The sequence below is a fragment of the Pseudomonas citri genome, from assembly GCF_025336485.1.
In the GTDB taxonomy this organism is placed as follows: Bacteria; Pseudomonadota; Gammaproteobacteria; order Pseudomonadales; family Pseudomonadaceae; genus Aquipseudomonas; species Aquipseudomonas citri.
The window spans coordinates 158173-184238 of record NZ_JAODAB010000005.1; the positions used below are offsets into that span (position 1 = coordinate 158173).

Consider the following 26066-nt stretch of genomic DNA (forward strand, 5'->3'; position numbering starts at 1 on the left):
ACACCATGGGTCAACTGATTGCAGGTACCTGCTACGTCAAAGTGGACGGTGCCCAACTGACCATCAATGGTGGCTGCGAAGCGCCATTGATGTTCACCAAACGCGAAACCGTCGTACCGGGCTTCTACAAGGAAACGGACATCGCCCCATCCTTCAAGGTGACGGCGCTGCATACCGCGGACTTCCCGCTCAAGCAGCTGGTTTCCGGCACCGACATGACCATCACCTGCGAGTTCAGCAACGGCAAGGTCTACGTGCTGGCCGGCGCCTACCTGGTGGAAGAGCCGGTGTCCAAGGGTGACGACGCCACCATCGAGCTGAAATTCGAAGGCATCAAGGGGACCTGGCAATGAGCGATGTGGTGACGTTGCGCGTGTCCATCGAGGCCCACGGCGAGCCGTTGAACGAACTGACCCTGCGCCGTCCGACGGTGCAGGAAGTCCGGGCGATCAAGGCGCTGCCGTACAAGATCGACAAGAGCGAGGAGGTGAGCCTGGACATGGATGTCGCGGCCAAATACATCGCGGTCTGCGCCGGCATCCCGCCATCGTCGGTCAACCAGCTGGACCTGGCCGACCTCAACGCGCTGAGCTGGGCGGTCGCGAGTTTTTTCATGAGTGCGGCGTCGCAGCCATCGGCGACCTGATCGCAGCCGCCTATGACCTGGCCTGGTTCTGGAAGGTTGACCCCGAACAGATGATGGCCAGGCCATTGGATGTGCTCCGCGAATCCCTGGAGCACGCGCAACGGATCAATGCGATGCAGCAGGTGCAGTGATGGCAGATACACAACAGGTAGAGAAAAAAGCGGTGCTGCTGACCGGCATCGATGAGCTGTCGCCCAAGCTCGCCGGCCTTCGGGCGAAGGTCCAGGGCTTCAAGCAGAACCTCGATGCGATCGGTCTCGGCAATCTGGATATTTCCGGACTGCTGCCGGACGGGGGGATCGCCAAGCCGTTCATGGAAGGGCTCAAGTCGGCGGTGGCGTTCAAGGGTGAAGTCGCTGAGGTGAACGCGGTGGCCGGCGCCGTACAGGCACCGGCAGCGCCGTTGGTGGCGGCACAGAACCTGGATGGATTGAAGACTTCCATCGGCAATGTGTCGTTGCAGTTCGGCTCGGCGCTGATGCCCGCGGTCAATGCGCTCACGGTCGGTCTACAGCCGATGATCGGCGGTGTGGCCCAGGTGCTGCAGGACAATCCGCAACTGGTGCAGGGCCTGGCGGCGGGTGCCGTGGCATTCAGCGCGATCCAGAGCGCCGTCAGCGGTGCAAGCCAGGCCCTCGAAGTGGTCAGCCTGGCGTTGAAGATGAACCCCATTGGCCTGATCGCCATGGGCATCGCCTTGGCGGCAGGGATGATCATCGCCTACTGGGAACCGATCTCCGCGTTCTTCGCCGGGCTCTGGCAACGGCTTGCGCCCATCGTTTTGCCGATGGCCGAGTTCTTCAAGACGGTGTTCGCCTTTACCCCGATGGGGCAGGTAATCAGTAACTGGGGGCCGATCAGCAGTTTCTTTGGCGCGTTGTGGAACGTGCTCGTGGCGGCAGCGACGCCTGTCATCGGTTTCATGCAGACGCTGTTCGCCTGGTCGCCCCTGGGTTTGATCATCAACAACTGGGGCCCCCTGACGGGGTTGTTCTCGGCCATCTGGGATCTGCTCAAGGCGTTGACCGTGCCGGTGATGGACGTGCTTCAAGGGCTTTTCAACTGGACGCCGTTGGGCCTGATCATCGCCAACTGGGGCTCCCTCGTGGAGGTATTCGCCGGGATCTGGGAAGGCCTGCGCAGTCAGGTGTCAATCATGCTGGCGGTGTTTGGCGGGCTGTTCGACTGGTCGCCCATCGAAGGCCTCACAAAGCAGTGGGGGCCGGTGGGTGAGTGGTTCAGTCAGTGGTGGGACCAGCTGCAGGGTGTGATCGCGCCGATCAAGGCGTTCTTCAACGGTGGTTTTGGCGAGGTCATCACCACGTTCACCGGCGAGGTCCAAGGACTGGCCGAAGCGCAGCAGAAGACCAATGCCGAAGGCAAGGGTGAACTGGCGCCGGCGTTTTTTGGTAGCGCCGGTGCGTTGCCGCAGACCTCCAGTGCGTTGGTGCAACAAAGCGCTGCGAACAACCGCACACAACTCGAAGGCGGCCTGACCGTGCGCTTCGAAAACGCGCCGGCCGGTTTGCGCGCCGAGCCTCCGCAAACCAATCAACCCGGTCTGGCGGTGAGTTCGCGCATCGGTTATCGCTCTCTGTCCGCAGGAGGTTCCAATGAGCTGGCGTGACCGTTTGTTGCCGGCGTCGTTTCGCGGCGTCGGGTTCTGGGTCGACCAGGCGAAAACCCCGGTGGGGCACAAGGGCCAGTTGCATGAGTACCCACAGCGCGACCAGCCGTTTTTCGAAGGGCTGGGCCAGCAGGCGAAGATCCATGAACTGACCGCGTTTATCGTCGGCCCCGATTGCCTGGAGCAGCGCGACAAGCTGCTCAAGGCGCTGGAGCAAGGCAGCGGCGAACTGGTGCACCCTTGGCTGGGACGGATGCAGGTCAAGGTCGGCGAGTGTGACATGACCCAGACCCGCCAGGATGGCGGGCTGGTCACGTTTGCCCTGAAGTTCTATCCCGACCAGCCGCTGCAATTCCCCTCGGCCGCGATCAATAGCCAGAAACTGTTGCTGGTGTCGGCTGACAGCTTCCTGGGGGCGGCGGTGCGGCGTTTTGAAGACGCGATGACCTTGATCAAGGCCGCGCGGATCGGCATCGCTGACTTGCGCAACAGTCTCAAGGAGGTATACGGCGTTATCGAGCAGGAGCTGAAGCCGTTGATCGAGGTCTATGGGCAACTCAGCGATCTGGTCAAGGCGGTAAAGGAGCTGCCCAAGGAAGTGGCGGCCGAGTTCAAGGGGTTGGTGGGGGACATCCGGGAGTTGAAGGACTTTGCCCGTGACGGCTATCGCGGCGTGATTGCCAGCGTGTCGCAACAGGTCGAAGCCATTCGCCGGTCGGACGCACCCAAACTCACCACCGGCAAGGACACCACGGCGGCGGCCCAGGCCGTGGCCGATCTGGTCCAGGACACGCTGCTGGTACAGGCTGCGCAATGGATTGCGGCGATGCCCGTGGCGGCGCCGGTGGTCAAGCTCGGCGCTACGCCTTCAGTGGCGCAGCAGGCCGTGCAGCCGATCCGGCGTCGGGACGTGCCGGTGGCCGACGATGTGCTGGCCCTGCGCGATGCCCTCAACGAAGCGATCTGGCAGGCCTCCCTCAAGGCCGATCCGGATCACTATCAGGCGTTGAACCACCTGCGTCAGCAAATGGCTGCGCACCTGACGGCGGTGGCGTCGTCGGGTGTCAGGTTGATCAACCTGTCGTTCAAGCAAAGCCTGCCGGCGCTGGTGGTGGCTTATCAGCAATTTGCCGATGCCACCCGGGTGACCGAAGTGATCCAGCGCAACGGCGTAGCCCACCCGGGTTTCCTGCCGCCCAATGACCTGAAAGTCTCGGGGGAGTAAGCCATGAGCGAGCTCGACAATACCGTCACGCTCACCGTCGGCGGGCTGGACTACGGCGGCTGGAAAAGCGTGGAAATCAGTGCGGACCTGGAGCGTCAGTTCCGCACTTTCAAACTCGACATCACCTGGCAATGGCCGGGGCAGACCCAGGCAGTGCCGATCCGTCCCGGTGATGAATGCCAGGTGCGCATCGGTGCCGACCTGGTGCTCAGCGGCTACGTGTTCAAGGCCCCGGTCAGCTATGACGGGCGCCAGATCACGCTGAGCATCGAAGGCGGTTCCAGGACCCAGGACCTGGTGGATTGCGCAGCGATCAATCGTCCGAGCCAATGGCGCGGGCAGACGGTACTGAGCATCGTCCAGGCCCTGGCGTCGCAATACGGCGTCGGGGTGCTCAGCGAGATCCCGGAAACCGCTCGGTTGAGTCAGCACAGCATCGTGCCGGGGGAAACGGTCTTCCAGTCCATTGACCGCCTGTTGACGTTGTTCCGGGTGTTTTCCACCGACGACGCCGAAGGTCGCGTACTGCTGGCCAAACCCGGCAGCGGTGGGCGGGCCAGTGATGTGCTGGAGCTGGGCAAGAACATTCTTTCGGGCAACGCGCCGATGGATTACAGCCAGGTGTTCTCCGAATACCGCGTCATCGGTCAGCACAAGGGCAGCGACCAGCAGAGCGGGGCGGCGGTGAGTGAAGTCTCCGGCACCGCCACCGACCTGAGTTTCAAGCGCAAGCGGGTGACGGTCATCAGCGAGAGCGCCCAGTTGACGTTCGAACTGGCCCAGCAACGGGCCGACTGGGAAAGCGCCATCCGCACCGGCCGTGCCCTCACCACGACCTACCGTGTACAGGGCTGGCGCCAGGCTAATGGCGACTTGTGGCGGCACAACACCCTGGTGCGGGTGATCGACCCGGTGTTGGGTTTCGATGGCGACATGCTGATTTCCAAAGTCACCTATTCGCTGTCCGCGCAAGGCTCGATCACCACCTTGCAAGTCTCCCCGCCCCATACGTTCGACGCAAGCCCGGTCAAGCCCAAGTCCTGAGCCGGGCGCCGAAGCCTTGGGGAGCGGGCTCGCTCGCAATAGCGGCGGTACAGCCACCGCCAACTTCGACTGGCACCCCGCCTGGCCACAATCCGATTTCCGAAGGAACCAAAATGAGCCTACTGACCCGCCTCCTGGCGCGCGGCACTGTCGTGCTCGCCAATTCCGCTTCCAAACTGCAGTCGCTGCAGATGCGCCTCACTGCCGGTGAAGTGAACGACGACATGGAGCACTTCGAACCCTACGGCTTCACCAGCAACCCCCTCGCTGGCGCGGAGGGCATTGCCACGTTCCTGGGCGGTGACCGCTCCCACGCCGTGGTCCTGGTGGTCGCCGACCGCCGTTTCCGCCTCAAGGCCCTGGCCCCCGGCGAAGTGGCGATCTACACCGACGAAGGCGACCGGATCCATTTCAAGCGCGGCCGTGTGATCGACATCGACACCGCCACCCTGAACATCCGCGCCAGCAGCGCGGTGAACATCGACAGCCCCGTGATCAATCACACCGGCAAGATCGTTTCCCAAGGCGACCAGATCGCCGGTGGCGTCAGCCAGATCAAGCATGTACATGTCGGCGTACAAGCCGGCAACGGCCAGACCGGTGCGCCGGCGGGGGGGCAATGATGTTCATCAGCCAGAACCTGCACGCCGCGTTGATCCGCTCGGTGTTGATCAGCCTGTTCACCTGGCGCCGCGCCGCTGACGATGACGCCGTCGATGACGAGGAGCGTTTCGGCTGGTGGGGCGACACCTTTCCTACGGTCGCCGATGACCGCATCGGCTCGCGGCTGTGGCTGCTGCGCCGGGTCAAGCTGACCCGCCAGACCCAGCTCGACGCCGAGTTCTATGCCCGCGAAGCCTTGCAGTGGTTGATCGACGACGGTCATTGCAGCGCCATCGACATCATCAGCGAACGCCTCGACGCCCAGCGCCTGAACCTGCGCACCGTCCTGACCCTGGCCGACGGCCAGCGCCTGGACATCAATCCCGATAACAGTTGGCAGGTGACCTATGCCGTTTGAAACCCCTTCGCTGCCGGTGCTGATCAAGCGCGCCCAAAGCGACCTGGCCAGCGATTCGTTGCGCCAGTCCGATGCTCAAGTGTTGGCCCGCACCCTGGGTGGCGCAGCCTATGGCCTGTACGGCTACCTGGACTGGATCGCCGAACAGATCCTGCCGGACAAGGCCGATGAATCGACCCTGGAGCGCATCGCCGCCCTGCGGCTGAACCAGGCGCGCAAAGCCGCCCAGGCGGCCAACGGCACAGTCAGTTTCACCGCTACCGCCGGTGCGGTGCTGGATGTCGACACGCTGCTGCAATCCGCTGACGGCCGCGCCTATAAAGTGACCACCGCCCGCACCACCGGCAACGGCCTCAACACCACCACCGTCGCCGCGCTGGAGGCCGGCAGCCTGGGCAACGCCGATGCTGGCCTGGTCCTTACGCCGATACAGCCGATCCTTGGCATCTCCAGCAGCTTCACCGTGCTGGCACCGGGGTTGACCGGTGGCGTCGCCCGGGAAAGCCTCGAGTCCCTGCGGACCAGGGTGATCCGTTCTTACCGCATTGTTCCCCATGGCGGCTCGGCCCAGGACTATGAAACCTGGGCTCTGGAATGCGCCGGCATTACCCGCGCCTGGTGCCGCGGTAGCTACCTGGGACCCGGCACCGTCGGCCTGTTCGTCATGCGTGACGACGATCCGCAACCGATTCCCAGTGCCGAGCAACTGGAGGAGGTCCGGGCCTACATCGAGCCCCTGCGCCCGGTTACCGCCGAAGTGCATGTGCTGGCGCCGGTGCAGGTTCCTGTGACCTACAGGCTGCACATCACCCCGGACACCAGCGCCGTGCGCGCCGCCATCGAGGCCCAGTTGCGTGACCTGCACAACCGTGAAGCCGGCCTCGGCGAACCCCTGTTGTTGACTCACATCGCCGAAGCCATCAGCAGCGCCACCGGCGAAACCGATCACACCCTCGCCGCGCCGAGCGCCAACGTGGTAGCAGCGAGCAATCAGTTGCTGACGTTTGGAGGCTGCGTATGGCTGGAATAAGAACCGCCGAGCAGTACCAGGCCCAACTGCGCAGCCTGCTGCCTAGCGGCCTGGCGTGGAACCCGGAGCGGGTACCGGAACTGGAACAGGTGCTGGAAGGCATCGCTCAGGAACTGGCGCGTGTTGATGCGCGTGCTGCTGATTTACTCAATGAAATGGATCCGGCGGGGGTGAGTGAACTGGTGCCGGATTGGGAGGCGGTCATGAGCCTGCCTGATCCTTGTCTCGGCCTGAATCCTGTCTTTGAAGACAGGCGATTGGCGGTACGTCGACGGTTGATTGAGGTCGGTGGCCTGAGTATGTCGCGTTTCATCGACATCGCGGTTAGTCAGGGCTACCCCGATGCATTCATTTCCGAGCACAGAGCGCCTCGTATGGGGCGCTCTCGTTTTGGTGCGGCGCGTTTCGGTACTTGGAATGCGCAGTTTATGTGGACTGTCAATACGGGCAGCCGGCAGCGGCAGGGCAGGCGCTTCGGCGCAAGCTATTGGGGGGAGCGGTTCGGAGTGAATCCCGGAAATCCGCTCGAATGTCAGATTCGGCGCGCTGCGCCCGCGAACACTTTTGTGCAAATCAATTATAAATGAGGGATGAAACATGGACTTTCCGAAAAGCGTACCAAGCGTTGGTTTGGTCGATGGGAAATTTTTGGACGAGGATGAGATTGCAGGTACTCCCGGTTCGTTGATTCCGGCGCAATGGGGCAACTCCGTCACAGACGAGCTGTTGAATGTAATTATCTCTGCAGGTCTCACGCCTGACGAAAATAATGATGCTCAGCTTCTTGCAGCGATCAATGCCAAAATTGTTGGCGCGATCCCGGCATCTCCGCCAGATGCTTCGATGACCGAGAAAGGCCTCGTTGAGTTGGCAACGAACTTTGAGACCCAAACAGGAATAGATGCCCTGCGTGCGGTCACCCCGGCCGGACTTGCTTCTCGCACAGCTACGGAAACCCGTGCTGGTATCGTTGAGCTGGCTACGAGCGTAGAAACTCAAGCAGGATCAGATACTGTCCGCGCGGTTCACCCTGCCGGACTTCAAAATAAAATTTCAGGGGTGGTATCGGGACAATATCCAATTACCCCTGGCGCTCAGGCCGTATTTAATCACAATCTGGGTGTAGTACCGTTCTTGGTCGAGTTCAATTTTGTGTGTATCGCGGCAGAAGGTGGATGGTCAGTCGGCGATGTTGTTCACCGCGGTAACTGGTATCAGAACTCCTCAGGCACTGATATCTCGGTCGGAACCTACTGGTACGGAGAGACCTCCACACAAGTTACGCTAGGGCTCGGATCCGTAGTCATGTTACTGCCTACTAAAACCAACGGCTTTAGATTTACTGCCACGGCGGCGAATTGGAGATTTACTGTGAGGGTTATAGGATGAACAAACAGCTGAAATTTTTCTCAGATATTAACGGCACCTATTTGGGCGCTATGGGGGGCGAGTTGTTGCCGGGTTCTCCGCATCCTTTTCCCGAGGGAGTAGAGGTCAAATCCGCTCCGAATAGCATGAGTGATCACTGGGACTTTGTTCTTGAAGTATGGATGCAGTCAGGCGGTGGCATAGAATGAACGGCTAAGAGAATATATAAATTTCTGCTGTTGTTCTCGAAAAGATTTTAGCGAGAGTTCAGTCTCTTGATAATAACAAAAAGCGACTTTGCTATCGGACCAACACTTTTTGGTCGCGATAGCTGTTATTTGGGGGCGGACATCTGTGTGCCTACACCAGCAGCCTCTCGTTGTCGATCCAAGGCCCAGGCCGCAGCCATTTGATGCTCGCTCGTCGAGTGTCCTTTCCTTGGTGTCAATACCGCCATTAGATCGACAGATTCCGAGTTTTCGGATTTTGTTACCCCAGTGATAAGAGATAGGGCCTCCGCTGTACCGACACGGTCGTCATCATTGTTTATCTGGATAAAGATATGTTTCTTAGCCAGAGTCGAGTAATTGGCTTTGAGAGAGTACAGCTCTCTCGGCGCTTTCGATTCTCTAAATTCGCTTAAGCGGAATATGTCCGTGACAGGTGCCAAAGCAATTACGGTGGTAACCTCTGGTATTTCAGAGGCGACTCTCATTGCAAGATAGCCGCCGCGAGATACGCCAAGTACGCCGATTGTCGAAGCGTCAGCGATCCCTTTATCCTTTACGGTGGTTATCACGCTTCGCAACTTGGCAATGTAAGGTAAGAAAATATCCGTTCCGCTATCGTTAGCTCGTTTGTTCCAGCACGCTAGACCACTAGGTTCTTTATTTTTTGTATCCTTTCCATGACAAGTTGCATCTATTGCAATTAGTGTGTAGCCCGCGTTTCGAAGCGTAATGCTCGTGTCGGAATATTTGTCGCTTAAAGACTCGGCAATATCAGTGGTGATTACAACGAGGATGGGCTTGCCCTTGAGACCTTGCTGATAGCCATACTCGACGCCGTCGGTGGTTGATAAGGTTTGGAAGTCAGCGGCATAGGCAGGCTGTGTGAGGATAGCGCTTACTGCCAGAGTCCAGAAGAATTTGTTTATCATTTGTCAGTCATCTGAAGGCTTAATGTTTTGAAGTGCGTTTCGAGCAGTTTTTTATTCTCAACGTATTTCGCCATTATTGCAGCAATAATCACGCAGAATAATACAGTGGTGGTCGCAACAAGGACGGCGTTTTCTATGGAGTCAAGGATGGTTGTCTGGAATGTTCCAAGAACCAGCAGCATTATAGGAAAGTGCACAATATATAAGGTGTACGAGTAGGTGGCAGACTTGTGAAAACATGTAGGCAAGGAGATTGCGCCCTGCATCACCATCGCCAATATCACTGTAAACCAAATGCCTGATACAACCATGAAATAGTTCCACGGAGTGAGCCAGGCCGAATGTCCCGGGTTCAGTTTCAGCACACACACCATCGTTAGGATCGTTGCGACAGTGAGGCTCGTCGCCGCCATCTGCATTCTCTTCGCAGATGGAAGGCGCCCAGAGTGGTGGTATTTTGCAAGAACCAAACCGGCGGCCCACACTGTAGAGAACATTATGAACTGCTGGTTCTTGCGCGTCAGATATATGGCCGTGAGCAAAAGAATGATGGCTAGGAGCTTCCGACGGGGAAGCATGAATAACAATCCCGCAAAAATGTAGTACCAGACTTCATAGGAAAGACTCCAGAGAGGACCGTTAGGTCCAGGAGTTGTTGTTTTGAAGCCGTTCAAAAACAACAGTGAGCCAAATATTTCCTTTGTATTGGTAGTTATGCCTGTTCGTGCAAGTTGGTTAGAGGTTTCTGCGAATAAATAAGTGCCGGAAGGGAATATATGTGGGGAAATTTTCCATATTAAAACCATCAGAAAAGTTGCAGCGATAAGAGGTGGGTAGATCCTCAATGCTCTATCGTATGCGTACTTGCCTATAAGGAAGTGTTGGTTTCTTTCAATGTTTCTGAAGATTGACGTTCCGACTAAAAAGCCACTTAACGCAAAAAATACCATCACTGCAAATTGGGTGAAAAAGCCCACGAAGACAGAGTGCTCACTTTCAATTGGAGTGATAAATGTCTGATTTGCATGACCGACTAGGACGATTAAAGATGAAAGGCCACGAACAGAGTCAAGCTGGCGGGCCTGGTGGGGCGTAATTGCAGACAAGGGAACCTCGGTTCGTTTGGTGTATCGGGATTGTCTCACAACATACGCAGGTAATGGCACATCGATGTATCCACTGCGGTGCTGCATGAGGCTGAGTAAGCTTGAACCTCGGACCTCCGAGGATTTTATCGATAGGAGAGAAGTTATGCGTATCTCGGCACAACAGTTGCTGCGGATCCTTCCGAACGCCGGTGCCAATGCTGGCGTTTTTACACCAGCTCTTAACACCGCCATGGGGCGATACCAGATTCTGGGAGTTCGACGGGTTGCAGCATTTATCGCTCAGGTTGGCCACGAGTCCGGGCAACTGCGCTACGTTCGAGAGCTGTGGGGCCCTACGCCAGTGCAGTCTCGGTACGAGGGCCGGGCAGACCTAGGCAACACCGAGCCGGGCGACGGATCTCGGTTTCGTGGCCGCGGCCTGATCCAAATCACCGGTCGAGTCAACTATGCAGAGTGCGGCGAAGCGTTGGACTTGGACTTGATCAGCAATCCCCAAATGCTGGAGCAGCCTGAGTGGGCAGCGAAGTCGGCTGCTTGGTTCTGGTCTATTCGCGATCTCAACGCCCTAGCGGATGTTGGTGCCTTCGATAAGATCACGCGAAGAATCAATGGCGGCCAGAACGGCGCGGCAGACCGCCGGGTTCTGTACGAACGGGCACTTGGGGTGTTGGCGTGAACCCCTTGGCATTGAAGTTACTGGTTTTCGGCGTGCTGTCCATGGTGCTGACCGGCTTAACGTGGAAAGTCCAAGACTGGCGCTATGGTAAACGGTTGGCAGAACAGTCCAGTCTTTACCAGTCGGACCTGAAAAAGATCAGCACAGTAGCCGCCGTCCAGGCCCAGGTCGAGCTGAACAAGCGGTTGACGTTAGAGCAGCGGCTGTCGACCAGTGATCAAACCCATCACGAGACATTGACCAATGCCCAGAAAGATCAAGCTCGCCTGCGCGATCGCCTTGCTACTGCCGATGTCCGGCTGTCAGTCCTCCTTGATGCCGGCGACGCCCTCGCCGGTTGTGCGCTGCCTGCCGCCACCAGCCCCGGCCGCATGGATCATGGCGCCCCGCGCGCCCGACTTGACCCGGCGCATGCTCAACGAATTATCGCCATCACCGACGAAGGCGATCGGGGATTGATCGCTTTGCAGGCTTGTCAGGCCTACGTCAGGGCACTGAGTCAGTAATCACTCTGTAATAGTGCCAGCCTTGCAAGCTGCCGATGCTCGTGTACGGTAGGCCTCAAATTGGATGGAATCAGGAGAACGACGTGGACGACATTACCGAACTGGCCGCGGAGCTGGGCAGGCGCCTGCAAGTGCTCAACGCCCACGTCACCACCGCTGAGTCCTGTACCGGTGGCGGGATTGCCGAGGCGATCACCCGGATTCCCGGGAGCTCGGCCTGGTTCGAGGCCGGTTTCGTCACTTATTCCAATCGCCAGAAAACCCAACAGTTGAACGTGCCGGTCGAGCTGTTCCAGACAGTGGGCGCAGTCAGCCGCGAGGTGGTCGAAGCCATGGTGCAAGGGGCCCGGCACAACAGCCAGGCGCGGTTTGCCGTGGCGGTCAGCGGCGTGGCCGGGCCGGATGGCGGTTCGCCGAACAAACCGGTGGGCACCGTATGGCTCGCCTGGGGCATTGGCGACAGGGTCATCAGCGAGCAGCGATTCTTCCCGGGCAACCGCGACGAGGTCCGCCGACAAACGGTGAGGGCCGCGCTAGAGGGGTTGCTGCAACATGCTGGGGCAGAAATCGCAAATCGGGGGTAGGCGATCCTCAAACGCTGTGGAATAATACTGGCTACTTATACAGGTGTCGGCCGTCAGGCCCTATTGATTACGTGAGGACTTTAATGGACGACAACAAGAAGAAAGCCTTGGCTGCGGCCTTGGGTCAGATCGAACGTCAATTCGGCAAGGGTGCCGTAATGCGTATGGGCGATCAGGACCGTCAGGCTATTCCTTCCATCTCCACCGGCTCTCTGGGCCTGGACATCGCGCTGGGCATCGGCGGCCTGCCAAAAGGCCGTATCGTTGAAATCTACGGTCCTGAATCTTCCGGTAAGACCACGCTGACGCTGTCGGTGATCGCCCAGGCTCAAAAGGCCGGCGCCACTTGCGCCTTCGTCGACGCCGAGCACGCCCTGGACCCTGAGTACGCCGGCAAGCTGGGCGTCAACGTCGACGATCTGCTGGTGTCCCAGCCGGACACGGGCGAACAGGCCCTGGAAATCACCGACATGCTGGTGCGTTCCAACGCGGTTGATGTGATCATCGTCGACTCCGTGGCCGCCCTGGTGCCAAAAGCTGAAATCGAAGGTGAAATGGGCGACGCGCACGTGGGCCTCCAGGCTCGCCTGATGTCCCAGGCCCTGCGCAAGATCACCGGTAACATCAAGAACGCCAACTGCCTGGTGATCTTCATCAACCAGATCCGCATGAAGATCGGCGTGATGTTCGGTAGCCCGGAAACCACCACCGGTGGTAACGCCCTGAAGTTCTACGCCTCGGTTCGCCTGGACATCCGTCGTACTGGTGCGGTGAAGGAAGGGGACGAGGTGGTTGGCAGCGAAACCCGCGTCAAGGTTGTGAAGAACAAGGTCGCTTCGCCGTTCCGTCAGGCCGAGTTCCAGATTCTTTACGGCAAGGGTATCTACCTCAATGGCGAAATGATCGACCTGGGCGTGCTGCACGGTTTCGTGGAGAAGTCCGGCGCCTGGTATGCCTACAACGGCACCAAGATCGGTCAGGGCAAGGCCAACTCGGCCAAGTTCCTGGCGGACAATCCGGAAGTTGCCGCAGCGCTCGAGAAGCAACTGCGTGGCAAGTTGCTGAGCCCGGCCGCGGACACCAAGGCAGCGGTCAGTCGTGATGAGACCGCCGACGATCTGGCTGACGCTGATATCTGATCGCTTCGATGACCGCCGTACTCGATACCCTCGTCGCGGTGCGGCGAACTGCGATGGACCTGCTTGCCAGGCGCGAGCATGGTCGAGTCGAGCTGACGCGTAAATTGCGCCAGCGCGGCGCTGCCGATGAGTTGATCGAAACAGCCCTCGACCGCTTGATGGAAGAGGGGCTGTTATCGGAATCCCGTTACCTTGAAAGTTTCGTCTCTTCGCGTGCTCGCTCCGGCTACGGTCCGTTGCGAATCCGTGAGGAGTTGGGCCAACGTGGCCTGTCCCGTCCGGATATCGAATTGGCTCTACGGGAAAGTGACATCAATTGGCAGGAACAGTTGACGGACACCTGGCGACGCAAGTTCTCGGGGCATTTACCCATCGATGCACGAGAGCGGGCCAAGCAAGGGCGTTTCCTGGCGTATCGAGGGTATTCCATGGAAATGATCAACCGCTTGTTCAACGGTCGCGGTATGGAAGACTGAAAAAACGGCCCGCTATTTCGATAGCGGGCCGTTTTTTTCATGGGCTCAGCTCACCTTGATCTGCTCCCACGCCAGGCGTTGTGTCTTCTGGGCGGGCTGGACCCAGTTTTCCGGCAAGTTGATGTAGTCCACCAGGGCGCGCAAACGGCCGTGATCGCGGGCGTTGAAGGTGAAGGCCAGTCGCGTCAAGTGATTGAATTGAGCCTCGTCGGGCCCTTCGGCGCTGTGGTCATGTTGGTGAAAACAGTCGTTCAGGCACAGGTCGGCAAATTCCACCTGCATCTGTTGCAGCGCTTGTTCGTTCAGCTTGTGATGCATACGGATCACGAACTGATGCTTGAGCCAGCGGCTGGAATGGAAGTTGCGATAGAACTGGTTGATCTCTTCCACGGCCTCTTCGGCGCTGTGTACCAGGTGCATCAGGTTCAAGTCGGTTGGCAGGATGTAGCGGTTTTCCTCCAACTGTGCGCGGATGAACTCCAGGGCTCCTTGCCAGAACGTGCCCCCGGGAACGTCCAGCAGTACCACGGGCACCAGGGGGCTTTTGCCGGTTTGCACCAACGTCAGGACTTCCAACGCTTCATCGAGGGTGCCAAAACCGCCAGGGCAGAGGACCAGCGCATCAGCCTCCTTGACGAAGAACAGCTTGCGGGTGAAGAAAAAGTGGAATGACAGCAGGTTCGGCGTGCCGTTGACGGTGGGATTGGCATGCTGTTCGAAGGGGAGGGTGATGTTGAAGCCCAGGCTGTGGTCCCTTCCTGCGCCTTCGTGGGCGGCGGACATGATACCGCCGCCGGCACCGGTGATGACCATCATGTCCGAACGGGCCAGCGCGGCCCCCAACTCCTTGGCCATACCGTACAAAGGATGCTCGATGGGCGTGCGGGCCGAGCCGAAAACCGTGACCTTGCGCCGTCCCTTGAACTGTTCGAGGGTGCGAAATGCTTGTTCCAGTTCCCGCAGTGCTTGCAACGTGATCTTGGCATTCCAGCGGTTGTGATCTTCCTGGGCCATGCGTAGCACCGTCAGGATCATGTCACGGTAAATGGGCAGATTCGGGCTGTTGGATGACACCAGGCTGAGCAGCTCTTCAACCTTTTGGGTGAGGTCGTGGCCATGGTTTTCAAAATGACGGCTGAGCAAGTCATTCGGTTTGTACGGCATTCAGCTTCTCCTTCTGACCAGAACCCCCGGCCCGAACGAGAGATTCGTCGGGCCTCGACACTCCGTGTGTCGTTGTCAACCCAGGCAAGTACCTGGGTTCGACCTGGCTCGACGCGGCCTGTAGCAAAGCGATCAAGCCATCCATCGGGTTCCGCTTTTCCCTGGGACGAAAAATAAACACGCGGCAAGACATTGGCAGGCAGCCTTTTCTGCCCGTTATCCTGAATCAGATCCGAGAGTGGATCTTCGGTGTCCTGATCATGACGCTCAAAAGTGACCGTTTGCAACCGCTGGATGCGAGTCATGGAAATACTGCGCCGCTCGTCAGATTATCGACCGGTTGTGTGTCGCTCTGATTTACTGAAGAAAGGTATGCCAATGCAATCGACGTTCGGGGTTGGGCGTCAAACGATGGATTGATGTAGCTGGGGCATGGAGGCGGAAGAAATGACCAGGGTAACTCTGGAGCTCGATACCCAGTTGTACCTGATGTTGTTGGAAGCAGCTCAGGCCAATCGGGTCAGTCTTGAAGAAGAATGCTGCCGTCGGTTGGAAGGCAGGACGTGGCGCTCGCGCTATCTCCAGGCGCTGGTGGCGGAACTGCGCGCCGACGATGAGCAGCGGCGCGCAAGCTCGGGTTGATTATTTTTTCGTCTTGGCCGGTTTCGGGCAATCCGATTCCTGGAAGCGCTCGGTCGCGACCGGGCGGTTGCTTTTGACCTCGGTGAACTCATAACGCAGCGTCGCGCCCTTGGCCATCAGCTTGCGAAAACCCGGGTTGGTACACACCGTGGACCCCAATTGGAAATAAACCGCTTTCGGGTCGGCGCGCATTTGCTGGGCGTGGCTGCTTTGTACACTGAGGTGATTGATCAGTTCGGTGCCTTCGACGGTATAACCCTGGTCGAGAATGTCCTCGTTGATCGCCCGTGGCGTACCGACGCTACTTTCCCTGGCGACGTTCTGCAGCATCTTGTTCAGTTCGAGTTCTTTCAGCGAGGCAGCCTGAGCGCTGAAGGACGTCGCCAGCAGAACGGCAACGGTAGGGACGATAAGGCGCAGCATGAAACTCTCCTGGTTCGGTGACGAGTGGTTCGACCCGTCACCTGACTGTGCGTTCAGTGGCGGGGAATTATAGGGGAGCCTGCCTGAGCGGTACAGGCTTGCCCGCTCTGGTAGACTGCCGGCCTTTATTGCCCTGCCGAGTGTCGTTCGTGTCGAGTTTTTCTGTCTGCTGGCGTCGTTTGCGATGACCCATGCCCCTAACGCCGTAGCCCGTCTGCGCGACCAGCGTATCGACGAAGGCATCAAGCCGCTCCAGGCCCGGGGCTGGCGCGCCCCTCGTTGCAGTGCTTGCCGGGTGATCGAAAGCCACTGTCTGTGTGCCTGGCGTCCGAGCGTCGAGGCCCGCTCCGGGATCTGCCTGATCATGACCAACAAGGAAGTGTTCAAGCCCAGCAACACCGGTTGGCTGATCGCCGACGTGGTGCGTGACAATCACGCGTTCATCTGGTCACGCACCGAAGTCGACGAGCAACTGCTGGCCCTGCTCGATGATCCGCAGTGGCAGCCCTACCTGGTCTTTCCTGGTGAATACGTCGAACCCGCGCGAGTGACTCATACGGTCGACCTGGACCGCTCCAAACGTCCGCTGTTCATTCTGTTGGACGCGACCTGGACCGAGGCGCGCAAGATTTTCCGTAAAAGCCCGTACTTCGATCGTTTGCCGATCCTGAGCCTGTTGCCCGACAGGCTGTCGCGCTACCGCTTGCGCCGCTCGACCCGCAGCGAGCACCTGTGCACCGCCGAAGTCGCGGCGCTGTGTCTGGAACTGGCCGGGGACAGTGATGCAGCGGCGGCCCTGGACGCCTATTTCGATGTGTTCAGCCAACATTACCTGGGTGCCAAGCGTCAGCAGGAGGTGAATGTGTCGACCCCGGCCCACGCCGAGTTGCAGCCCTTTATCCGTACTGCTCCGCCCGTGTTGGCGCAGTAGTGGCCCATACTGTACGCAGCGGCGGTCGTGCTGCTTGACCACCCCGTCTTCGCTGGGCATGCTTGGCGCCGAAAAAACAGGATCATTTGAACAATGGCCACATACGAAATCCTGATTGCCGATGACCACCCGCTTTTTCGCAGCGCGTTGCGTCAGGCAGTGACCCTGGGCCTTGGACCGGATGTCCGGCTGACGGAGGTGGCCAGCATCGCGGAACTGGAGGCCCGGTTGACCGAAAAGGCCGACTGGGATCTGGTTTTGCTGGACCTGAACATGCCAGGTGCCTACGGTTTTTCCGGGCTGGTGCTGCTGCGCGGCCAATACCCACAGATTCCCGTGGTGATGGTCTCGGCCCAGGAAGAAGCTTCGGTCATGGTCAAGGCTCGGGAGTTCGGCGCCAGCGGTTTCATACCTAAATCCAGTTCGTTGGAAATGATCCAGCAGGCCGTGAAGGCGGTGCTCGATGGCGATGTATCCTGGCCGGCCCAGGCCTTTGAGGCGGTCAGTGTGTCCGAGGAAGCCAAGGCCGCCAGCGAAGGCTTGGCCAGCCTTACGCCGCAGCAGTTCCGTGTGTTGACCATGGTCTGCGAAGGCCTGCTGAACAAGCAGATTGCCTATGAGCTGAATGTCTCGGAGGCCACCATCAAGGCCCACGTGACGGCAATATTCCGTAAGCTGAATGTGCGAACCCGGACCCAGGCAGCGTTGCTTCTGCAACAACTTGAGTCAATTTCACCGCAGCCCTGATGCGGATGTTCACGCTTTTTTGACCGGGCGTGAATTAGCTTCTCCACTCCTTTTTGATCAGTGCCCAATTTATGTCACCTTTTAAAGGCCAAACCGGCTTGAAACGCATCCTCAATGCCTCTGGCTATTCCTTTGACGGGCTGCGTGCGGCGTTTGTCGGCGAAGCGGCATTCCGGCAGTTAGTGCTGCTTAACGTTATCTTGATCCCGCTGTCGTTTTTTCTGAATGTCAGTCGCGTCGAGCAGGCCCTGCTGATTGCGGTCTGCCTGTTGGCGTTGATCGTGGAATTGCTCAACTCGGCGGTCGAGGCGGCCATTGACCGCATTTCCCTGGAACGGCACCCGTTGTCGAAAAACGCCAAGGACATGGGCAGCGCTGCCCAGCTTGTCGCGTTGACGATGATCGCGCTGGTATGGGGTGTGGTGCTGCTTTGATCGCTCAGGCGATGGTCGGCAACACGATTTCGTCGCTGCGTCGGACCCCGGCGGTGAAGGCCCGGCACAGGTCGAGAAACTCGCGCATGGCTGAGGTCTGGTATTTCTGTTTGTGCCAGATGAAGTAAAACTGCCGGGCCAAATCCATGCCTGGGGTTTCCACGGCCACCAGGCTGCCGCGGCGGAAGGCATCGCGCAGGGCCAGGCGCGAAATGCAGCCGATGCCCAGGCCGGACTCCACGGCACGCTTGATGGCTTCGGTGTGTTCCAGTTCCAGGCGGATGTTCAGGGCACTGCGATGATGACGCATGGCCTGGTCGAAGGTCAGTCGCGTGCCTGAACCCTGTTCACGCAAGATCCATGCTTCATGGGTCAGCTCCTCTATGGTCGCCTGGCCGCGCTTGGCCAGCGGGTGCTGAGGGGCGCAGAACACCACCAGTTCGTCCTCGACCCAGCTCTGCACCTCGATATCCGGGTGGTTGCAATCGCCTTCGATTAGACCCAGGTCAATTTCATAATGGGCAACCTGGTGCACGATATTGGCAGTGTTTTGCACATGCAGCTTCACCTGGCTTTCCGGATGGCGCTGCATGAAGCCACCGATCAACAGCGTGGCCAGGTAGTTACCAATGGTCAGCGTGGCGCCGACCGCCAGTGAGCCGAAACCGGACTTGCCGTTGAGCAGGTCTTCGATCTCCTTGGCCTGGTCCAGCAGCGCCACCGCCTGGGGCAGCAACTGCTTGCCCAGGGCGTTGAGGCTCAGGCGTTTGCCGGCGCGGTCGAACAGCTGGCAGCTGGATTGACGCTCCAGTTCAGTGATAGATGTGCTGGCGGCCGACTGCGACAGATTGAGCAGGCCCGCAGCGCGGGACACGCTCTCCTGCTGGGCGACGGCGACGAAGACTTGAAGTTGGCGTAGAGTGAATCGCATATCTATATAACCGATAACCCTTATCTTGATAATTCATTTAACAGATATTGTCGCCGCCATTAGAATGCGCTGCAATCGCGCACCTTATCGGCGCAGGCAACATTTCCAGGAGTCCCCCGTACATGAGCAACATGAACCACGAGCGTGTCCTCAGTGTTCATCACTGGAACGACACTCTGTTCAGCTTCAAGTGCACCCGCGATCCGGGCCTGCGCTTCGAGAACGGTCAGTTCGTGATGATCGGCCTGCAACAGCCCAACGGCCGCCCGCTTATGCGCGCTTACTCGATTGCCAGCCCGAACTGGGAAGAGCATCTGGAGTTCTTCAGCATCAAGGTGCCGGATGGCCCGCTGACTTCCCAGCTGCAGCACCTGAAGGAAGGCGACGAGATCATCATCAGCAAGAAACCCACCGGCACCCTGGTGCTGGACGATCTCAAGCCGGGCAAGCACCTGTACCTGCTCAGCACCGGCACCGGCCTGGCGCCGTTCATGAGCGTGATCCAGGATCCGGAAACCTACGAGCGTTTCGAAAAAGTGATCCTGTGCCACGGTGTGCGCTACGTCAATGAAGTCGCGTACCGCGAATTCATCACCGAGCACCTGCCGCAGAACGAGTTCTTCGGCGAAGCGCTGCGTGACAAGTTGATCTACTACCCGACCGTGACGCGCGAGCCGTTCGAAAATGAAGGCCGCCTGACCGACCTGATGCGCAGCGGCAAGCTGTTCAGCGACATCGGCCTGCCGCCGATCAACCCGCAGGACGACCGTGCCATGCTGTGCGGCAGCCCGAGCATGCTCGAGGAAACCAGCCAGGTGCTCGACAGTTTCGGCCTGACCGTTTCGCCGCGTATGCGCGAGCCGGGCGATTACCTGATCGAGCGGGCGTTCGTCGAGAAGTAAGTCGATGAAGACAACTCGGTCTGGCTGACAGACCCTGAAAGCCCGCGCCGCCTGATGAAGGCGGCGCGGGCTTTGTCGTTTCTGGTGGTTACGGTTTCGCCGGAATCACTTCCAGCACCCGAATCAACCCCGGCTGCGGATAATGCCAGCGAACGTCCACGTCCCAGAACTGCGCACCATATTCGCGTTCGGCGACAGGCGTCTGGTAAGCCGGACGTGGGTCCTGCGCCAGGCATTGCTCAATGAGCTCGACCAAGGGCTCTCCCAGGCGCGTGGCATGCTCGTGGGCTTGGAGCAGGGCTGAGTCTGTCCATTGCACTGGGATGGGTTCAGGCGCCGCGCTGGCGATGTGGTTGGTCGCCGAGCCGACAATGTCGGCGTAAGGCACGTAGGGCTTGATGTCCAGGACCGGCGTGCCATCGAGCAGGTCGATGCCCGAAATCCACAGCCGACCGGCTTCGACTCGTTCCAGTTTCACCACCGACTGGCCGATGCCGTTGGGGCGATGGGTGGCGCGGGTGGCAAACACCCCGACAGACTTGTTGCCACCCAGGCGCGGCGGTCGCACTTTCAAGCGTGGCTTGTCTTCCAGGGCCTGGTGGAACAGGAACAGCAACCAGACATGGCTGACCTGTTCCAGGCCCTGCACCGCTTCACCCTGATCGAACGGCGCCACCAGCTCCAGCACGCCGCGGGCGGCCGGGGCCAATTGCGGTTGGCGGGGGATGGCGAACTTTTCCTTGAAACAGGAGCGGACGAAGCCGATGGGGGAGACGGTGTAGGTCATTTTAAGTCTCGAGCTTCAAGCTTCAAGCCGCAAGTGGAAAGCTTGCCGCTTGAGGCTTGGAGCTATTGTTCAAGCTCTGACGCGTAGCGTCAGCCCCTTGAGGAAATTGCGCAGCAACTGATCGCCACACGGACGGTAGTTGGTGTGGCCGAACTTGCGGAACAGTGCGCTGAGTTCTGGTTTGGATACCGGGAAGTCAGCAGACTTGAGGATGGCGTGCATGTCGTCTTCCTTCAGTTCGAAGGCCACCCGCAGCTTCTTGAGGATGATGTTGTTGGTCACCGGCACTTCGATCGGCTGCGGCGGACGGCTTTCGTCCTTGCCGCGTTTGAAGATCACCAAACCGTCGAGGAAGTGCGCCATGACCTCGTCAGGGCAGAACACAAAGCCTTCTTCCTCGTCTTTCTTGAGGTAGCCCGCCAGGTCGGCCAGGGTCACTTGCTGGCCACCGAGCTTGATGATCTCGATGACTTTCTTGTCGCTGATGTCGAGCATGTAGCGCACGCTGCGCAGTACGTCGTTGTGAATCATGTGGGCAATCCTGATCGATCGGCAATGGGCGCCCCAGCCAGCGGTGGCGCCGAAAAAATTAGAACTTCTCTTTGGCGGACAGGTAGCGCCATTGGCCCAGCGGTACCTTGCCAATGGACACGCCACCGATGCGGATACGGCGAATGGCGACCACCTTGAGGCCGACGGCCTGGCAGAGCAGGGCGAGGATGCCCGGTTGCGGGTTCTTCATGGCGAAGCGCAGGCGGTTCTCGTTCTGCCAACTGGCCTTGACCGCCGGCAATTCCTTGCCTTTGTAGCTCAAGCCATGGTTCAGGCGATTCAGGCCATGGGCGACCATCTCGCCTTCGACTTCCACCACATATTCCTGTTCGATCCTGGCGGCGTCGGCGGTGAGCTTGCGCAGGATCTTCCAGTCCTGGGTGAACACCAGCAGGCCGCTGGCATTGGCTTGCAGGTCGGCGCTGGCGGTCAGGCGCAGGAAGTGCCCCCTGAGCGGTCGTTTGCCGAAGCGATGCTCCTCGCTCAGGGACTGCGGGCCCAGGGTGGCCATTGCCGTGTCCACGTCCATGCCCACCGGGACATTCATCAACAGCGTCACCGGTTCCGGTGCGGTGGCCTTGGCCTCGGGGTCGAGTTCGACCTTCTGGGTGGTGACCTTGAACTGCGGTTCGTCGATGACTTCGCCATCCACGGTGACCCAGCCGCCCTCGATGAACAACTCCGCCTCCCGGCGAGAACAGCCGACCAGTTCGATGAGGCGTTTGGAGAGACGAATCGGGTCAGTCATGACAGGGCCGTAACAAAAAGAGGGTGGGCATTGTACCTGCCCGGAGCAGGTTAATCGCGGGTCTTTTAGCCGCGCCCGGCCTTGAGGTCGGGCTGCTTGTAGCGCATGTGCAGCAATGGGTACGGTTGGTTCATGCCATCGTGTGCCGAGCGGCCGATTACTTCGAACCCCTGCTTGAGGTAAAAACCCAGGGCTTGCGGGTTCTGTTCGTTGACGTCCAGCTCGTCGGCGTTGAGGTTTTCCATGGCATAGCGCAGCAGTTGCTTGCCCAGGCCCTGGCCGCGGTGCTGCGGATCGATGAACAGCATCTCGACCTTGCCGGCCGCGACGCCGGCGAAACCGGTGATCCGTTGGCGGGTATCGCGGGTGCAGATGAGCATCACGGCGTCCAGGTAGCGGGTGAGCACCAGGTTCTTCAGCAACTCGATGTAGCTGTCCGGTAGAAAATCATGGGTGGCACGTACGGAAGCCTCCCAGACTTGCGTCAGTTCCTGATAGTCGCTCGGTTTCGGTGTATGGATGACCGAATGCTGACGCATGCTCGCCTGTTCCTTTTGCTCTATGCCTTGGATGTCTCCATACGATAGTCGTAAAAAAGCCCCGCATCTTGTCGCAAGGGCGGGGCTTCTCTGTTTTTCGGCTGGTGAACAGACCTGTGGGGCGGATCAGCCGATCTGCTCAGCCCACAAGTCATATTCGTCGGCGTCGGTCACCTTGCACCAGACCTTGTCACCCGGCTTGAGGTTGCTGCCGTTGTCGATGAACACGTTGCCATCGATTTCCGGGGCGTCGAAGAAGCTGCGGCCGACGGCGCCTTGCTCGTCCACTTCGTCCACCAGCACTTCGATTTCACGGCCGATGCGCATTTGCAGGCGCGCCGAGCTGATGGCCTGCTGGTGCGCCATGAAGCGCTCCCAACGGTCCTGCTTGACCTCGTCCGGGACGACGTCCAGGTCCAGGTCGTTGGCCGGTGCACCGTCGACGGGCGAATACTGGAAGCAGCCGACGCGGTCGAGCTGGGCTTCGGTCAGCCAGTCCAGCAGGTATTGGAAATCTTCTTCGGTTTCGCCGGGGAAGCCGACGATGAAGGTCGAACGGATGATCAGGTCCGGGCAGATTTCGCGCCAGTTCTTGATGCGGGCCAGGGTCTTGTCTTCGAACGCCGGCCGCTTCATGGCCTTGAGGACTTTCGGGCTGGCATGCTGGAACGGGATGTCCAGGTACGGCAGGATCTTGCCGGCAGCCATCAACGGGATCAGTTCGTCGACGTGCGGGTAAGGATAGACGTAATGCAGGCGGACCCAGACGCCGAGGGTGCCGAGGGCTTCGCACAGCTCGGTCATGCGGGTTTTCACCGGTGCGCCGTTCCAGAAGCCGGTGCGGTACTTCACGTCGACGCCGTAGGCACTGGTGTCCTGGGAGATCACCAGCAGCTCCTTGACGCCGGCCTTGACCAGGCGCTGGGCTTCGTCGAGCACATCACCCACCGGACGGCTCACCAGCTTGCCGCGCATCGACGGGATGATGCAGAAACTGCAACTGTGGTTGCAGCCTTCGGAAATCTTCAGGTAGGCGTAATGACGCGGGGTCAGCTTGACACCTTGTGGCGGCACCAGGTCGATCAGCGGGTTGTGGTCCTGTTTGGGCGGCACTACTTCGTGTACCGCGTTGACCACTTGCTCGTACTGCTGCGGGCCGGTCACGGACAACACGCTCGGGTGGACCTCGCGGATGTTGCCTTCTTCCACGCCCATGCAGCCGGTGACGATGACCTTGCCGTTTTCCTTGATGGCTTCGCCGATCACTTCCAGGGACTCGGCCTTGGCCGAATCGATGAAGCCGCAGGTGTTGACCACGACCACGTCGGCGTCCTGATACGTGGACACGACGTCATAACCTTCCATGCGCAGCTGGGTCAGGATGCGCTCGGAGTCGACCAGAGCCTTCGGGCAACCCAGGGAAACGAAGCCGACCTTCGGATTGGCTGGCGCATTATTGGTGGACATGTCTAACCTCGGTGTAGGGGGATCGTCTCTTGCCGAGACAGGGCGCCTGGCGCGCCTCTGATCAAAAAGTGCGCAATTCTAGCGATGGTGGAGGCACTTGACCAGCTTTAAACGGGGAAAAACGACGAGTGCTGCGCTATGCTTCGCGCCTTTGTGCCTTACTGGGTTCTACAGTCAACAAAAGACCTGTAACACAATGTGAAACAGCGCAGGTTGCATTACTGCGCAACGTGCTTCGTACAAGAAGACAGGTCTGGGAATCAGGAGTGTTGGATGGGTCATGCAAGTAGTCAGGCGGCAGGCGCCGAGCAATCGGCGGCCAAGCCGCTTAGCATGCTGGTGGCGGCGGTCGGGGTGGTTTATGGCGACATCGGCACGAGCCCGTTGTACACCCTCAAGGAGGTGTTTTCCGGCGGCTATGGCGTGCCAGTCAACCATGATGGGGTGCTGGGGATCCTGTCGCTGATTTTCTGGTCGCTGATCTGGGTCGTGTCGATCAAGTACATGATGTTCGTCCTGCGGGCCGACAACCAGGGCGAGGGCGGGATCATGGCGCTCACCGCCTTGGCGCGCCGAGCGGCGGGCACGCGCAAGCGATTGCGTACCTTGCTGGTGGTCTGCGGCCTGATTGGCGCGGCACTGTTCTATGGCGACAGCATGATCACCCCGGCGATTTCCGTGCTCTCGGCGATCGAAGGCCTTGGCCTGGCGTACGAGGGCATTGATCACTGGGTGGTGCCGCTGTCGCTGGTGGTGCTGGTAGGGCTCTTTATCATCCAGCGCCATGGCACCGCGCGCATCGGCATCCTGTTCGGCCCGATCATGGTGACCTGGTTCCTGGTGCTCGGTGCCCTTGGCGTCTATGGCATCAGCCAGCACCCGGAGGTGCTGCAAGCGGTGAACCCAGTCTGGGCCGTGCGTTTTTTCCTTGTCCATACCGGCATGGGCGTGGCGATCCTCGGCGCCGTGGTACTGGCGCTGACCGGTGCCGAAGCGCTGTACGCCGATATGGGGCACTTCGGCCGCAAGCCGATCGCCCGCGCCTGGTTCATGCTGGTGCTGCCGGGACTGATGCTGAATTATTTCGGCCAGGGCGCGTTGTTGCTGGGTGATCCGGAAGCGGCACGCAACCCGTTCTACCTGCTGGCACCAAGCTGGGCGTTGATCCCGTTGGTGGGCCTGGCGACCCTGGCCACGGTGATCGCGTCGCAAGCGGTGATTTCCGGCGCGTTTTCCCTGACGCGCCAGGCGATCCAACTTGGCTACATTCCACGCATGTACATCCAGCACACGTCCAGCGACGAACAGGGCCAGATCTACATCGGCGCGGTGAATTGGTCGCTGATGGTCGGCGTGGTGCTGCTGGTGCTGGGTTTCGAGTCCTCTGGCGCGTTGGCGTCGGCCTACGGCGTGGCCGTGACCGGCACCATGTTGATGACCACGATCCTGGTCTCGGCGGTCATGCTGCTGCTGTGGAAATGGCCACCGGTGCTGGCGGTGCCGGTGTTGATCGGCTTCTTGCTGGTGGATGGCCTGTATTTCGCGGCCAACGTGCCGAAGATCGTCCAGGGCGGTGCGTTCCCGGTGATCGCCGGTATCGCCTTGTTCGTGCTGATGACCACCTGGAAGCGCGGCAAGCAGTTGCTGGTGGAGCGCTTGGACGAAGGTGCGTTGCCGTTGCCGATCTTTATCAGCAGCATCCGCGTGCAGCCGCCGCATCGCGTGCAGGGTACAGCCGTGTTCCTGACCGCGCGTTCGGACGCCGTCCCCCACGCGTTGTTGCACAATTTGCTGCACAACCAGGTTCTGCATGAGCAGGTGGTGTTGCTGACGGTGGTATACGAAGACATTCCCCGGGTGCCGCCACAGCGGCGTTTCGAGGTCGATGCCTATGGCGAGGGCTTCTTCCGGGTGATCCTGCACTTTGGCTTCACCGACGAGCCGGATGTCCCGCAGGCACTCAAGCTCTGCCATCTGGATGACCTGGACTTCAGCCCGATGCGGACCACGTATTTCCTCAGCCGCGAAACGGTCATCGCCTCGAAACTCGAAGGCATGGCCCGCTGGCGCGAGGCGTTGTTCGCCTTCATGCTGAAAAACGCCAATGGCAACCTGCGCTTTTTCAACCTGCCGTTGAACCGGGTGATCGAGCTGGGGACGCAGGTCGAGATGTAGCAGCACCATGAAAC

The 26066-nt window shown here is 59.6% G+C and carries 32 protein-coding genes; 22 read left to right on the plus strand and 10 right to left on the minus strand.

Going from position 1 to position 26066, the window contains the following annotated elements; genetic code table 11:
• Positions 1 to 5 precede the first annotated feature (5 nt).
• The 11 genes from N4Q37_RS07945 (at position 6) to N4Q37_RS07995 (ending at position 8170) form a co-directional block, all read left to right on the plus strand.
• A complete protein-coding gene (locus tag N4Q37_RS07945; protein ID WP_260956716.1) occupies positions 6 to 353 on the plus strand; it encodes a phage tail tube protein in 348 nt (115 codons plus the stop codon).
• Positions 350 to 646, plus strand: a complete 297-nt coding sequence (locus tag N4Q37_RS07950) for a phage tail assembly protein (protein WP_260956718.1) — start codon at positions 350 to 352, stop codon at positions 644 to 646. The genes N4Q37_RS07945 and N4Q37_RS07950 overlap by 4 nt, the downstream gene beginning before the upstream one ends.
• Before the next feature lie 130 nt (positions 647 to 776).
• Entirely contained in the window at positions 777 to 2273 is a 1497-nt protein-coding gene (locus N4Q37_RS07955; RefSeq protein WP_260956720.1) for a phage tail protein, read from the plus strand.
• A complete protein-coding gene (locus N4Q37_RS07960) occupies positions 2260 to 3498 on the plus strand; it encodes a DNA circularization protein (protein WP_260956722.1) in 1239 nt (412 codons plus the stop codon). The genes N4Q37_RS07955 and N4Q37_RS07960 overlap by 14 nt, the downstream gene beginning before the upstream one ends.
• Positions 3499 to 3501: 3 nt before the next feature.
• Positions 3502 to 4542 (plus strand): phage baseplate assembly protein, encoded by a 1041-nt coding sequence (locus N4Q37_RS07965; RefSeq protein ID WP_260956724.1) that lies wholly within the window; start codon positions 3502 to 3504, stop codon positions 4540 to 4542.
• 113 nt (positions 4543 to 4655) lie between these two features.
• Positions 4656 to 5165 (plus strand): phage baseplate assembly protein V, encoded by a 510-nt coding sequence (locus N4Q37_RS07970; protein WP_260956726.1) that lies wholly within the window; start codon positions 4656 to 4658, stop codon positions 5163 to 5165.
• Positions 5165 to 5563, plus strand: coding sequence for a phage GP46 family protein (locus tag N4Q37_RS07975; RefSeq protein WP_260957041.1), 399 nt, complete (start codon positions 5165 to 5167; stop codon positions 5561 to 5563). The genes N4Q37_RS07970 and N4Q37_RS07975 overlap by 1 nt, the downstream gene beginning before the upstream one ends.
• Positions 5553 to 6593, plus strand: coding sequence for a baseplate J/gp47 family protein (locus N4Q37_RS07980; RefSeq protein ID WP_260956728.1), 1041 nt, complete (start codon positions 5553 to 5555; stop codon positions 6591 to 6593). Before N4Q37_RS07975 ends, N4Q37_RS07980 begins: the two co-directional genes overlap by 11 nt.
• The gene (locus N4Q37_RS07985; protein WP_260956730.1) at positions 6581 to 7180 is read left to right on the plus strand and encodes a YmfQ family protein; all 600 of its coding nucleotides are present in this window, start codon (positions 6581 to 6583) and stop codon (positions 7178 to 7180) included. Before N4Q37_RS07980 ends, N4Q37_RS07985 begins: the two co-directional genes overlap by 13 nt.
• A 10-nt stretch (positions 7181 to 7190) precedes the next feature.
• Positions 7191 to 7982 (plus strand): hypothetical protein, encoded by a 792-nt coding sequence (locus N4Q37_RS27845; RefSeq protein ID WP_390897911.1) that lies wholly within the window; start codon positions 7191 to 7193, stop codon positions 7980 to 7982.
• On the plus strand, positions 7979 to 8170 hold the full coding sequence (locus tag N4Q37_RS07995; protein ID WP_260956732.1) for a hypothetical protein: 192 nt from the start codon (positions 7979 to 7981) through the stop codon (positions 8168 to 8170). The genes N4Q37_RS27845 and N4Q37_RS07995 overlap by 4 nt, the downstream gene beginning before the upstream one ends.
• Positions 8171 to 8295: 125 nt before the next feature.
• Here the strand turns inward: N4Q37_RS07995 and N4Q37_RS08000 are convergent, their stop codons facing one another.
• Both N4Q37_RS08000 and N4Q37_RS08005 read right to left on the minus strand, forming a co-directional pair.
• On the minus strand, positions 8296 to 9120 hold the full coding sequence (locus tag N4Q37_RS08000; protein ID WP_260956734.1) for an alpha/beta hydrolase family protein: 825 nt from the start codon (positions 9118 to 9120) through the stop codon (positions 8296 to 8298).
• On the minus strand, positions 9117 to 10226 hold the full coding sequence (locus N4Q37_RS08005; protein WP_260956735.1) for an acyltransferase family protein: 1110 nt from the start codon (positions 10224 to 10226) through the stop codon (positions 9117 to 9119). The genes N4Q37_RS08000 and N4Q37_RS08005 overlap by 4 nt, the downstream gene beginning before the upstream one ends.
• A 145-nt stretch (positions 10227 to 10371) precedes the next feature.
• Here N4Q37_RS08005 and N4Q37_RS08010 point away from each other — a divergent pair, with 145 nt between their 5' ends.
• The 5 genes from N4Q37_RS08010 (at position 10372) to recX (ending at position 13610) form a co-directional block, all read left to right on the plus strand.
• On the plus strand, positions 10372 to 10905 hold the full coding sequence (locus N4Q37_RS08010) for a glycoside hydrolase family 19 protein (RefSeq protein WP_260956737.1): 534 nt from the start codon (positions 10372 to 10374) through the stop codon (positions 10903 to 10905).
• A 41-nt stretch (positions 10906 to 10946) separates the two neighbouring features.
• A complete protein-coding gene (locus tag N4Q37_RS08015) occupies positions 10947 to 11411 on the plus strand; it encodes a lysis protein (RefSeq protein ID WP_260957043.1) in 465 nt (154 codons plus the stop codon).
• 83 nt (positions 11412 to 11494) lie between these two features.
• Positions 11495 to 11995, plus strand: a complete 501-nt coding sequence (locus tag N4Q37_RS08020; RefSeq protein ID WP_260956739.1) for a CinA family protein — start codon at positions 11495 to 11497, stop codon at positions 11993 to 11995.
• A gap of 83 nt (positions 11996 to 12078) precedes the next feature.
• Positions 12079 to 13134, plus strand: a complete 1056-nt coding sequence (recA, locus tag N4Q37_RS08025) for a recombinase RecA (RefSeq protein ID WP_260956741.1) — start codon at positions 12079 to 12081, stop codon at positions 13132 to 13134.
• Between the two features lie 8 nt (positions 13135 to 13142).
• Entirely contained in the window at positions 13143 to 13610 is a 468-nt protein-coding gene (gene recX / locus N4Q37_RS08030) for a recombination regulator RecX (RefSeq protein ID WP_260956742.1), read from the plus strand.
• Positions 13611 to 13655: 45 nt separating this feature from the next.
• Here recX and N4Q37_RS08035 read toward each other — a convergent pair whose 3' ends face one another.
• The gene (locus N4Q37_RS08035; RefSeq protein ID WP_260956744.1) at positions 13656 to 14774 is read right to left on the minus strand and encodes an LOG family protein; all 1119 of its coding nucleotides are present in this window, start codon (positions 14772 to 14774) and stop codon (positions 13656 to 13658) included.
• A gap of 447 nt (positions 14775 to 15221) precedes the next feature.
• Between N4Q37_RS08035 and N4Q37_RS08040 the strand changes: the two genes are divergently transcribed.
• Entirely contained in the window at positions 15222 to 15416 is a 195-nt protein-coding gene (locus tag N4Q37_RS08040) for a hypothetical protein (protein ID WP_260956745.1), read from the plus strand.
• Here N4Q37_RS08040 and N4Q37_RS08045 read toward each other — a convergent pair whose 3' ends face one another.
• On the minus strand, positions 15417 to 15839 hold the full coding sequence (locus tag N4Q37_RS08045; RefSeq protein ID WP_260956747.1) for a quorum-sensing-regulated virulence factor family protein: 423 nt from the start codon (positions 15837 to 15839) through the stop codon (positions 15417 to 15419).
• Positions 15840 to 16023: 184 nt separating this feature from the next.
• On the opposite strand from N4Q37_RS08045, the gene N4Q37_RS08050 reads away from it, so the two are divergent.
• From N4Q37_RS08050 to N4Q37_RS08060, 3 genes are all read left to right on the plus strand, one after another.
• A complete protein-coding gene (locus N4Q37_RS08050; RefSeq protein ID WP_260956749.1) occupies positions 16024 to 16770 on the plus strand; it encodes a tRNA-uridine aminocarboxypropyltransferase in 747 nt (248 codons plus the stop codon).
• Positions 16771 to 16863: 93 nt separating this feature from the next.
• Positions 16864 to 17517, plus strand: a complete 654-nt coding sequence (erdR, locus tag N4Q37_RS08055) for a response regulator transcription factor ErdR (protein WP_260956751.1) — start codon at positions 16864 to 16866, stop codon at positions 17515 to 17517.
• A 71-nt stretch (positions 17518 to 17588) separates the two neighbouring features.
• Positions 17589 to 17951 carry a diacylglycerol kinase gene (locus tag N4Q37_RS08060; RefSeq protein ID WP_260956753.1) on the plus strand — a complete coding sequence of 121 codons (363 nt, stop codon included), beginning with the start codon at positions 17589 to 17591 and terminating at the stop codon, positions 17949 to 17951.
• 4 nt (positions 17952 to 17955) lie between these two features.
• On the opposite strand, the gene N4Q37_RS08065 is transcribed toward N4Q37_RS08060, so the two are convergent.
• A complete protein-coding gene (locus tag N4Q37_RS08065; protein ID WP_260956755.1) occupies positions 17956 to 18882 on the minus strand; it encodes a LysR family transcriptional regulator in 927 nt (308 codons plus the stop codon).
• Between the two features lie 122 nt (positions 18883 to 19004).
• On the opposite strand from N4Q37_RS08065, the gene fpr reads away from it, so the two are divergent.
• Positions 19005 to 19784 (plus strand): ferredoxin-NADP reductase, encoded by a 780-nt coding sequence (fpr, locus tag N4Q37_RS08070; protein WP_260956757.1) that lies wholly within the window; start codon positions 19005 to 19007, stop codon positions 19782 to 19784.
• Positions 19785 to 19872: 88 nt separating this feature from the next.
• On the opposite strand, the gene tsaA is transcribed toward fpr, so the two are convergent.
• The 5 genes from tsaA to rimO all read right to left on the minus strand — a co-directional run bounded on the left by tsaA (position 19873) and on the right by rimO (position 23877).
• On the minus strand, positions 19873 to 20571 hold the full coding sequence (gene tsaA, locus N4Q37_RS08075) for a tRNA (N6-threonylcarbamoyladenosine(37)-N6)-methyltransferase TrmO (RefSeq protein WP_260956759.1): 699 nt from the start codon (positions 20569 to 20571) through the stop codon (positions 19873 to 19875).
• Positions 20572 to 20640: 69 nt separating this feature from the next.
• Complete coding sequence (locus N4Q37_RS08080; protein ID WP_260956761.1) at positions 20641 to 21102, minus strand: YehS family protein; 462 nt, start codon at positions 21100 to 21102, stop codon at positions 20641 to 20643.
• 58 nt (positions 21103 to 21160) lie between these two features.
• Complete coding sequence (locus tag N4Q37_RS08085) at positions 21161 to 21871, minus strand: rRNA pseudouridine synthase (protein ID WP_260956763.1); 711 nt, start codon at positions 21869 to 21871, stop codon at positions 21161 to 21163.
• A gap of 65 nt (positions 21872 to 21936) precedes the next feature.
• On the minus strand, positions 21937 to 22410 hold the full coding sequence (locus tag N4Q37_RS08090; RefSeq protein ID WP_260956765.1) for a GNAT family N-acetyltransferase: 474 nt from the start codon (positions 22408 to 22410) through the stop codon (positions 21937 to 21939).
• Positions 22411 to 22536: 126 nt separating this feature from the next.
• Positions 22537 to 23877 carry a 30S ribosomal protein S12 methylthiotransferase RimO gene (gene rimO / locus N4Q37_RS08095; RefSeq protein WP_260956767.1) on the minus strand — a complete coding sequence of 447 codons (1341 nt, stop codon included), beginning with the start codon at positions 23875 to 23877 and terminating at the stop codon, positions 22537 to 22539.
• 333 nt (positions 23878 to 24210) lie between these two features.
• On the opposite strand from rimO, the gene N4Q37_RS08100 reads away from it, so the two are divergent.
• The gene (locus N4Q37_RS08100; RefSeq protein ID WP_390897913.1) at positions 24211 to 26052 is read left to right on the plus strand and encodes a potassium transporter Kup; all 1842 of its coding nucleotides are present in this window, start codon (positions 24211 to 24213) and stop codon (positions 26050 to 26052) included.
• Positions 26053 to 26066 lie beyond the last annotated feature (14 nt).